This is a genomic window from Micromonospora pallida, from assembly GCF_900090325.1.
Taxonomy (GTDB): domain Bacteria; phylum Actinomycetota; class Actinomycetes; order Mycobacteriales; family Micromonosporaceae; genus Micromonospora; species Micromonospora pallida.
The window spans coordinates 2533197-2543848 of sequence record NZ_FMHW01000002.1 but is presented as its reverse complement, the minus strand read 5'-3'; the positions used below and the strand labels follow the sequence as shown (position 1 = coordinate 2543848).

Below are 10652 nucleotides of genomic sequence, written 5' to 3'. Positions count from 1 at the left end.
ACCAGTTGCGTGTCCATTGTCGGATGCGCCGACGGAGCCGGTCGTGGAGGCTGTGACAGTCTCCACGACCGGCTCCGCCGGGCGGCCGTGCCGGCGCCCGGCTGAGCGGCCCCCGGCCAGCCTGCGGCCGGTCCCGCCGAGGTCCTGCTAGGGGCGGCCGTAGGGGCAACCTAGGGGTTGTGAGCGTCACCGGCCGACACTTACCTTCCTCCCGTGAGTAGGACGTGGTCGGCGCTGCAAAGCTGTTGATTATTGCAATTCGTGGTCGGCTGAATTGGCTGTGGTATCGCGGCTTGAGGCGTCGGTTGATGGTATTGAGTCGCCTGGTTCTTCCGGCTCGAAAAGGTGGCACTGATGGCGACTGAAGACACTCTCCGGGAATACCTGAAATGGGTGACCTCGGACCTCCACCAGACGAAGAGGAAACTCGGCGAACTGGAGGCGGCGCACCGGGAGCCCATCGCCATCGTCGGCATGGGATGCCGGTTCCCGGGCGGCGTGCGGTCCCCCGAGGACCTGTGGCGGCTGGTCGCCGCCGGCAGTGACGCCATCTCCGACTTTCCGCCCGACCGGGGCTGGGACCTGGAGCGGCTGGTCCACCCCGACCCCGACCACCCCGGCACCTCGTACGTCGGCCAGGGCGGTTTCCTCGACTCGGCCACCGAGTTCGACTCCGGGTTCTTCGGCATCTCCCCCCGCGAAGCGCTGGGCATGGACCCGCAGCAGCGACTGCTGCTGGAGACCTCCTGGGAGGCGTTCGAGCACGCCGGCATCGACCCGGCCACGCTGCGCGGCCACCAGGTGGGCGTCTTCGCCAGCACCACCGGCCAGGACTACGCGGCGCTGCTCCAGTCGCCCCCGCCCGGCGTCGAGGGGTACGTCCTCACCGGCACCGCCGCGAGCGTCGTCTCCGGCCGGATCTCGTACGTGCTCGGCGTCGAGGGGCCCGCGGTCTCCGTAGACACCGCCTGCTCGTCGTCGCTGGTCGCGCTGCACCTGGCCTGTCACGCCCTGCGTCAGGGGGAGTGCACCCTCGCGCTGGCCGGCGGCGCCACCATCATGTCGACCCCGGCCGCGTTCATCGGCTTCTCCCGGCAGCGCGGTCTTGCCGCCGACGGGCGCGTGAAGGCGTTCGCCGGGGCCGCCGACGGCACCGCCTGGGGCGAGGGCGTCGGTGTCCTGCTCGTCGAGCGCCTGTCGGACGCCCGCCGCAACGGCCACCCCGTCCTCGCCGTGGTGCGGGGCAGTGCCGTCAACCAGGACGGCGCGTCCAACGGCCTCACCGCCCCCAACGGGCCCTCCCAGCAGCGGGTCGTGCTCAAGGCCCTCGCCAGCGCCCGGCTCACCCCGGCCGACGTGGACGCCGTCGAGGCGCACGGCACCGGCACCAGCCTCGGCGACCCGATCGAGGCCACCGCCCTGCTCGCCACGTACGGGCAGGGCCGGCCCGCCGACCGGCCGCTCCGGTTGGGCTCGGTGAAGTCGAACATCGGTCACACCCAGGCGGCGGCTGGCGTCGCCGGGGTGATCAAGATGGTGATGGCCCTGCGGCACGGCACGCTGCCGGCCACCCTGCACGTCGACGAGCCCACCCCGCACGTGGACTGGACGGCCGGCGCGGTGTCGCTGCTCACCGAGGCGCAGCCCTGGCCGGCGGGGGAGCAGCTCCGCCGCGCGGGTGTCTCCTCGTTCGGCATGAGTGGCACCAACGCCCACGTGATCATCGAAGAGGCCCCGGCGGAGACCCTGGACGCCACCGCCGCCCCCCTGGTGGCGTCCGGCTCCCCGACCCCCGGCCCCGCCAGCACCGACACCGTTGGTGCCGGCGCCGGGGGCACTGGAGCCGGGCCGGCAGCCCCCGCCGGCCCGGCTCCGGTGACAGCCGCCGGGCTGGTGCCCGTGCTGCTCTCCGCCCGCGACCGCGCCGGGCTCGCCGCCCAGGCCGGGCGCTGGGCCGACTGGCTCGACGCCGACCCCGACGCGGCCGACGCCGGACCGGTCGACGTCGGCTGGTCCTCGGTCACCACCCGGGGGGCCCTGGAACACCGGGCCGTCGTCCTCGCCGCCGACCGCGCCGACCTCCTGCGTGACCTGCGTACCCTCGCCGACGGCGGCACCGCGTCCGGCCTCGTCGTCGGCACCGGCCCACGAGGTGGGCAGCTCGCGTTCCTCTTCTCCGGGCAGGGCGCCCAGCGTCCCGGCATGGGTCGGGAACTGGCCGCGACGTTCCCCGTGTTCGCCCGTGCGCTCGCCGAGGTCTGCGCCGCGCTCGACCCGCACCTGCCCCGCCCGCTCGGCCCCGTGCTCGCCGCCGAGCCGGGCACCGAGGACGCCGACCTGCTCGACCAGACCCTCTACACCCAGGCCGGGCTGTTCGCCGTCGAGGTGGCGCTGTACCGGCTGCTGGAGTCCTGGCAGGTCACCCCCGACGTGCTGATGGGCCACTCCATCGGCGAGGTCGTGGCCGCTCACGTCGCCGGGGTGCTGTCCCTGCCCGACGCAGCCGCGCTGGTGGCCGCCCGGGGCCGGCTCATGCAGCAGCTCCCCACCGGCGGGGCCATGCTCTCCGTCGCCGCCGGGGTGGACGAGGTCGAGGCCGTCCTCGCCGGGACGGACGGCCCGGTCGGCATCGCCGCCGTCAACGGCCCCGCCGCCGTGGTGGTCTCCGGCGTCGTCGACGCGGTCGACGAGGTGGAGCGCGTCTTCACCGACCGGCAGGCGCGCACCAGGCGGCTGCGGGTCAGCCACGCCTTCCACAGCCCGCTCATGGAGCCCATGCTCGCCGCGTTCGCCGCCGTGGTGGACCGGCTGGAGCTGCGCGCCCCCACCCTGCCCATCGTGTCCAACCTGACCGGAGCGCCGGTCGACCCGGAGGCGATCCGGAGCACCGACCACTGGGTACGGCACGTCCGCGAGACGGTCCGCTTCGCCGACGGCGTCGACCGGCTGCGAGCCCTCGGCATCGGTACGTTCCTGGAGGTCGGCCCGAGCGGCGTGCTGACCGCGCTGACCCGGGACATCCTCGGCGCGGACGACGACCCGACAGCCGCCGTGGCGCTGCTGCGCCGGGACCGCCCCGAGCCCGCGTCCCTGCTCACCGCGCTCGCCGAACTGCACGTCGCCGGTGTGCCGGTCGGCTGGCGACACCTCTTCACCGGCGCCGCCCCCCGCCCGGTTCCGCTGCCCCGGTACGCGTTCCGCCGCGAGCGGTTCTGGCCCGAGCCGCCCCCGGCCGCCCCGGCCGGCGAGGTCTCCACCGAGGACGCCGCGTTCTGGTCGGCGGTCGAGCAGGCCGACGTCGACGCGCTGCGCGACCAGTTCGGTGGCGACGACGACCCCGTCCGGACCCTGCTGCCCGCGCTGCCCGTACTCGCCTCCTGGCGGCGTAACCGGCACGACCGCTCGGTGGCGGACGACTGGTCGTACCAGGTGGTGTGGAAGCCCGTGCCGGTCGCCGAGGGTGACCGGCCGGCGGGGCGCTGGCTGCTGGTGCTGCCCGTGGACGCCGCGCCGGCCTGGGAGGACGACCTGGTCGGCCTGTTCCGGGCCGACGGCGACGAGCCGGCGACGCTGCGTGTCGGCGCGGACGACCTGGACCGGGCGGCGCTCGTCGGCCGGCTGCGCGCGGCCGTCGGCGACCGGCCGGTCGCCGGGGTGCTGCACCTCGTCGCCGGCCAGGACCGGCTGCTTTCCGCGTACCCCGGCATGACCGTCGCCGCCGCGACCACCCTCGTACTCGTCCAGGCGCTCACCGACCTCGACCTCGACGCGTCCGTCTGGTGCGTCACCACCGGTGCGGTCAAGGCCGGACCCGCCGACCGGGTGGAGCACCCCCTCCAGACCCTGGTCTGGGGCCTCGGCCGGGCCGCCGCCGTCGAGCAGCCGCACCGCTGGGGCGGTCTCGTCGACCTGCCGGCCGCCGTCGATGCCGGCGTGCTGCGTCGGCTCGCCGCCGTCCTCGCCGGCGGCAGCGGGGAGGACCAGGTCGCCGTCCGCTCGGGTGGCGTCTGGGGGCGCCGGCTCACCCCGGCAGCCGCCCCGGACCGGGCCGCCGGAGACTGGTGGGCCGACGGCACCGTCCTCGTCACCGGTGGTACGGGCGCGCTCGGCGGTCACGTCACCCGCTGGCTGCTCGACCGGGGCGCGCGTCGGGTCGTGCTCGTGGGCCGGCGGGGCGCCGCCACGCCCGGCCTGGCCGGCCTCCTCGAGGAACACGGCGCTGACGGGCGGGTCACCGCTGCGGCCTGCGACATGACCGACCGGCAGGCCGTTGCGGCGCTGCTGGACTCGCTGCCCGAGCTGACCGCGGTGGTGCATGCCGCCGGCACCGACCAGCTCACCCCGCTGACCGGTACGACCATCGACGAGTTCTCGCACGTCGTCGCCGGGAAGGTGCTCGGTGCGCTGCACCTCGACGAGTGCCTGGCCGACCGGCCGCTCGCCGCGTTCCTGCTCTTCTCGTCCATCTCCGGAATCTGGGGCAGCGCCGGTCAGTGCGCGTACGGGGCCGGCAACTCGCTGCTCGACGCGCTCGCCGTGAACCGCCGGGATCGGGGCCTGGCAGCCACCGCCGTCTCTTGGACGGCGTGGGGCGGCGTCGACGGCATGGCCGCCAAGAACGCCGCCACCGAGCAGCTGTACCGGATGGGTCTGCCCACCATCGACCCGCAGCGGGCACTCGTCGCCCTCGACCGGGCGGTGCGCCGGCCTGCCCCCTGCGTCACCGTCGCCGACGTCGACTGGAGCCGCTTCCACCCGGCGTTCACCCTCACCCGGCCGAGCCCGTTCCTGTCGGAGCTGCCCCAGGTGCGGGCACTCGTCGAGGCCGAGGCGGAGAGCGCCGCCGCACCGGCCGGCGTCGGCGACGCCCTGCGCCACCTGGTCGACCTGACCGAGGCCGAGCAGGAACGGGAACTGCTGCAACTCGTCAACGAGCAGACCGCCCGGGTGCTCGGCCACGCCACCTCCGACGACCTGCGCGGCCGGCCGTTCAAGGACCTCGGCTTCGACTCGCTCACCGCCGTGGAGTTCCGCACCCGACTCAACGAGGTCACCGGGCTGCGGCTGCCGTCCACCCTCGTCTTCGACCATCCCAACCCCGCCGACCTGGCCCGGCACCTGCGCGAGACCGTGTTCGGCGCCGACCGTGCCGCCCCCGCCGAGGTGGCCGTCTCCGCGACCACCGACGAGCCGATCGCCATCGTCGGGATGGCCTGCCGTTACCCCGGCGACGCGCGGGGACCTGAGGAGCTGTGGCGGCTCGTCGTCGAGGGCGTCGACGCCATCGGCGACTTCCCGACCGACCGGGGCTGGGACACCACCGCCCCGGACAGCGGATACGCCCCGGCCGGTGGCTTCCTGTACGACGTCACCGGCTTCGACCCGGCCTTCTTCGGCATCTCGCCGCGCGAGGCCCTGGCCATGGACCCGCAGCAGCGGCTCACCCTGGAGGCGTCCTGGGAGGTCCTGGAGCGGGCCGGGGTCGACCCCACCTCCATGAAGGGCAGCCGCACCGGCGTGTTCGTCGGCGCGTCCACCTCCGGGTACGGGACGGGGCTGACCGAGGTGCCGGAGGGCGCCGAGGGATACCTGATGACCGGTGCCGCGCACAGCATCATCTCCGGCCGGGTGTCGTACACCCTGGGGCTGGAGGGGCCGGCGGTCACCGTGGACACGGCCTGTTCGTCGTCCCTGGTGGCGCTACACCTGGCCAGCGAGGCGCTGCGCCGGGGCGAGTGCGACCTCGCCCTCGCCGGTGGCGTCACGGTGATGGCCACCCCCGGTACGTTCGCCGAGTTCTCCCGCCAGCAGGGCCTGGCCGCTGACGGTCGGTGCAAGTCGTTCGCCGCGTCGGCGGACGGAACCGGCTGGTCCGAGGGTGTGGGCATGCTGCTCGTGCAGCGTCTCTCCGATGCTCGCCGGGACGGTCGGCGGATTCTGGCCGTGGTGCGGGGGAGCGCGGTCAACCAGGATGGTGCGTCGAATGGTTTGACGGCGCCGAATGGTCCGTCGCAGCAGCGGGTGATCCGTCAGGCTCTGGCGAACGCTCGTTTGACTGTCGCCGACGTGGACGTGGTGGAGGCGCACGGTACGGGCACCACCCTCGGTGATCCGATCGAGGCGCAGGCCCTGTTGGCCACGTATGGGCAGGGCCGTGACGGGTATGGGCCGCTGCTGTTGGGGTCGATCAAGTCGAACATCGGGCATGCGCAGGCGGCTGCTGGTGTGGCGGGTGTGATCAAGGTGGTGCAGGCGATGCGGCACGGGGTGGTGCCGGCGTCGTTGCACGTGGACGAGCCGTCGCCGCACATCGACTGGTCGGCTGGTGCGGTGGAGTTGGTGACGGAGGCGCGGTCGTGGCCGGCGGTGGATCGACCGCGCCGGGCGGCGGTGTCGTCGTTCGGGATGTCCGGCACCAACGCCCACGTGATCATCGAGCAGGTCGACGAGCCGGTGGGCCCGGAGTCCGACGCCGACGCCGATCGGGCACCGGGTCTGGTCGCCTCCGACGTGACGGTATGGTCGCTCTCCGCCCGGTCCGCCACGGCGCTCGCGAGTCAGGCCACCCGGCTGGCCGCGTACGTGCGGGAGCACGGCGACGTGGATCCGGCGGCGGTCGCCTGGTCACTGCTGACGACCCGGTCGACGTTCGACCAGCGGGCGGTGGTGGTCGGGTCGGGCGTCGAGGACCTCCTCTCGGGTCTGGATGCGCTGGCGGGTGGCCTGCCGGCGGGCAATCTCGTGTCTGCGGCTGTTGGGCCCGGTTCTGGTCCGGTGTTCGTGTTTCCGGGTCAGGGTGCGCAGTCGGCGGGGATGGCCGCCGGTCTGATCGGTCGGGTTCCGGTGTTCGACGCCCGCCTGGCCGAGTGTCAGCGTGCGTTGGCCCCGTATCTGGATGTGGATCTGGTGTCGGTGTTGACCGGCGGCGACGAGTCGTGGCTGGATCGGGTCGAGGTCGTCCAGCCCGTCCTGTGGGCTGTCGGTGTCGCCTTGGCCGCCGTTTGGGAGCACGTCGGGGTGTCTCCGGCGGTGGTGATCGGTCACTCGCAGGGTGAGATCGGTGCCGCGTGTGTGGCCGGGATCCTCAGTCTCGAGGATGCGGCGAAGACGGTCGCGTTGCGGTCCCGTGCCCTGGCCGTTCTTCGTGGCACCGGGGCGATGGCGTCGGTGGACCTGTCCGCCGAGGCGGTGGCCGAGCGTCTGCCGGTGTTCCCCGGTGTGGGTGTGGCGGCGGTGAACGGCCCGTCGACCGTCGTTGTGTCCGGCCCGCCGGATCCGGTGGCGGATCTGGTGGCCGGGTGTCAGGCCGACGGCATCCGGGCGCGGTTGATTCCGGTGGACTACGCCTCGCACTCTGCGGCGGTGCAGGAGGTCGCCGAGCAGCTCCGTACCGATTTGGCGGACATCACGCCCCAACCCGGTCAGGTTCGGTTGGTGTCGACGTTGACCGGCACCTGGGTGGAGCCGGCCTCGATGGGTGCCGGCTACTGGTACGACAACCTGCGGCAGACGGTGTTGTTCGATCCTGCTGTCCGGGTGGCGGTCGAGGCGGGGCACAGCACGTTCGTGGAGGTTTCTCCGCATCCGGTGTTGACGATGCCGGTGACGGCGATCCTCGACGACACCGGCAGCACCGGGCGCACGCTCGGCACCCTGCGCCGTGGCGACGACGATCCGACCCGGCTGTTGACCAACCTGGCGATCGCCCACACGGTCGGCCTGCCCGTCGACCTCACCAAGGTCCTCGCCGGGACGACGACCATCGACCTGCCCACCTACCCGTTCGCTCGAGACCGGTACTGGTTGCAGCGCACCGGCGTGGACCGGGCCGGGCTGCCGTCCGTCGGCCTGGACGCCGTGGACCACCCGCTGCTCAGCGCCGTGGCCGACCTGCCCGGCGACGAGGGACTGCTGTTCACCGGCCGGATCAGCCTGGCCACCCACCCGTGGCTCGCCGACCACGCCGTACTCGGCACGGTCCTGCTGCCCGGCACCGCCCTGGTCGAGTTGGCGTCCTGGAGCGGCCGGCACGTCGACGCCGCCCACGTGACCGAGCTGGTCCTGGAGGCCCCGCTCGCCGTGCCCGACGAGGGTGGTGTGGACCTGCGGGTACGCGTCGGCGCGGCCGACGACGACGGCCTCCGGCTCGTCTCCGTCCACTCGTACGTCGACGGCGGCAGCGACCATCCCAGGACGGCCCGGCAGTGGCGGCGGCACGCCACCGGCCTGCTCGCCCCCACCCGGCCGGTCAGCGCGGCCCCGGCCAGCGCCTGGCCCCCGGCCGACGCCGAGCCGATCGCCCTCGACGCCCTCTACCCGCACCTCGCCGACCAGGGCTACCACTACGGACCGGTCTTCCGCGCGCTGCGCGCCGCGTGGCGCAGCGGCGGCGACATCCTCGCCGAGGTGTCCCTGGACGACGACGCGCCCACCGACACCGCCCCGTTCTCGGTGCACCCGGCGCTGCTCGACGCCGCCCTGCACGCCATCGGCGCCAGCGTGTTCGACCGCGCCGACGCCGCCCCACGGTCCGGCGACGCGCAGCCGGGGCTGCCGTTCTCCTGGACCGGGGTGGCGATCCAGCCGACCCGGGCCCGGGAACTGCGCGTCCGACTCACGGCCGCCGAGGGGTCGGTGGCCGCCACCGTCACCGACACCGGCGGCGTGCCCGTCGCCTCGCTCGACGCCCTGGTGCTGCGGCCGATCACCGCCGACCAGCTCAGCGCCGCCCGGCGTACGGCCAACCGGTCGCTGCACCGGCTCGACTGGACCGAGCCGACCGCCGTGCCGACCGGCGTCGCGCCACGGCTCGTCGCGCTCGGCGACGCCTGGCCGGGCGTCGAGGCGTACCCCGACCTGGACACTCTGGTCGCGGCCGTGGCCGGCGGCGCGACCGCGCCCGAGGCGGTGCTCGCCACGTGTGTGGGCCGGCGTGCCGACGAACCGGGTCCGGCGCGGGCGGCCCACCTGGTCAGCCACGAGACCCTGGCCCTGGTGCAGGACTGGATCGCCCGCCCGGAGCTGGAAGCCGCCCGCCTCGTGGTGGTCACCCGGGGTGCGGTCACCGTCGACGCCGACGACCGGCTCGCCGACCTGCCCGCCGCCGCCGGGTGGGGGCTGGTCCGCTCCGCCCAGTCGGAGAACCCGGGCCGGATCGTCCTGCTCGACCTCGACGACGACCCGCGCTCCGCCGCCGCGCTGCCTGCGGCCCTGGCCACCGGCGAGCCGCAGCTCGCCGTGCGTGCCGGGCAGCTCCGCGCGCCCCGACTGTCCCGGCTCGGGCCGCCGCCGAAGGACCGGTCGGCCCCCGACCTGTCCGCCGGCACCGTCCTGGTCACCGGTGCCACCGGCGCGCTCGGCCGGCTCGTCGCCCGGCACCTGGTCACCGGGCACGCGGTGCGCCGGCTGCTGCTGGTCAGCCGCAGTGGCCCGGACGCCCCGGGCGCGGCCGCGCTGGCCGACGAGCTGACCGGGCTCGGTGCCACCGTCCAGGTGGTGGCCGCCGACGTCACCGACCGTGACGCCCTCGCCGTGCTGCTCGACGAGATCCCCGCCGACCAGCCGCTCGTCGGCGTCGTGCACGCCGCCGGGGTCCTCGACGACGGGGTGCTGCCCGCGCTCACCCCCGCCCGCTTCGACGCCGTCCTGGGACCGAAGGTGGACGCCGCCTGGCATCTGCACGAGCTGACCGAGAAACTGGACCTGACGGCGTTCCTGCTGTTCTCCTCCGCGTCCGGGCTGTTCGGCGGCCCCGGGCAGGCCAACCACGCCGCCGCGAACGCGTTCCTCGACGCGCTCGCCCACCATCGGCAGGCGCGCGGGCTGACCGTCACGTCGATGGCGTGGGGGCCGTGGGCCAACCCCGACCTGCCCGGCGGGCAGCCCGGCCACGTCGACGAGCAGCGGATGAGCCGCAGCGGCTTCCGTCCGCTCGACGCCGACGAGGGCATGGACCTGTTCAGCGAGGCGCTGCGGTTCCCCGACCCGGTGGTCGTACCGGTCAGTCTGGACCTCGGGGTGCTCGGCCGGCTCGGCCCGGCGCTGCCCCGCCTGCTGCACGGCCTGATCCGGCCGGCGGGTGCCACCCCGGCCAGTGCCGCACCGGCGGCCGACGCGGCGGCGGCCCTGCGGGACATCCTCGCCGGCACCCCGGAGGGGGAACGGGACAGGGTGCTCTCCGACCTGGTTCGCACCCACGCGGCGGCGGTCCTCGGGTACGCCTCGATGCGCGCCGTCGACGAGGACAAGGGCTTCGTCGAGCTGGGCTTCGACTCGCTGACCGCGGTCGAGTTCCGTAACCGGCTCACCGCCGCCACCGGGCTGCGCCTGCCGTCCACCCTGATCTACGACCGGCCGACCACCACCGCGCTGGTCGGATACCTGCGCGGCGCGCTGCTGGCCGAGCGGAGCACGTCGGCGCTGTCGGTGCTCGGCGAGCTGAACAAGCTGGAGACCGCCATGCGTGCGGTCGCCGGCGACGACACCGACCGCACCGCCGTCGCCGCCCGGCTGCGCGAGCTGCTGTCCCTGTGGACGTACGCCGAGCGCGGCGTGGACGACGTCGCCGTTACCGCCGGCGACCTCGGCTCCGCTACCGCAGAGGAGATCTTCAACCTGCTCGACGACGAGCTCGGAACAGTCTGACCGCGGAT

Annotated in this window: 1 protein-coding gene; it reads left to right on the top strand. The window is 74.5% G+C overall.

Going from position 1 to position 10652, the window contains the following annotated elements:
• Window positions 1-354: 354 nt before the first annotated feature.
• The gene (locus GA0074692_RS10605; RefSeq protein WP_091642598.1) at window positions 355-10644 is read left to right on the top strand and encodes a type I polyketide synthase; all 10290 of its coding nucleotides are present in this window, start codon (window positions 355-357) and stop codon (window positions 10642-10644) included.
• The last annotated feature ends 8 nt before the right edge of the window (window positions 10645-10652 follow it).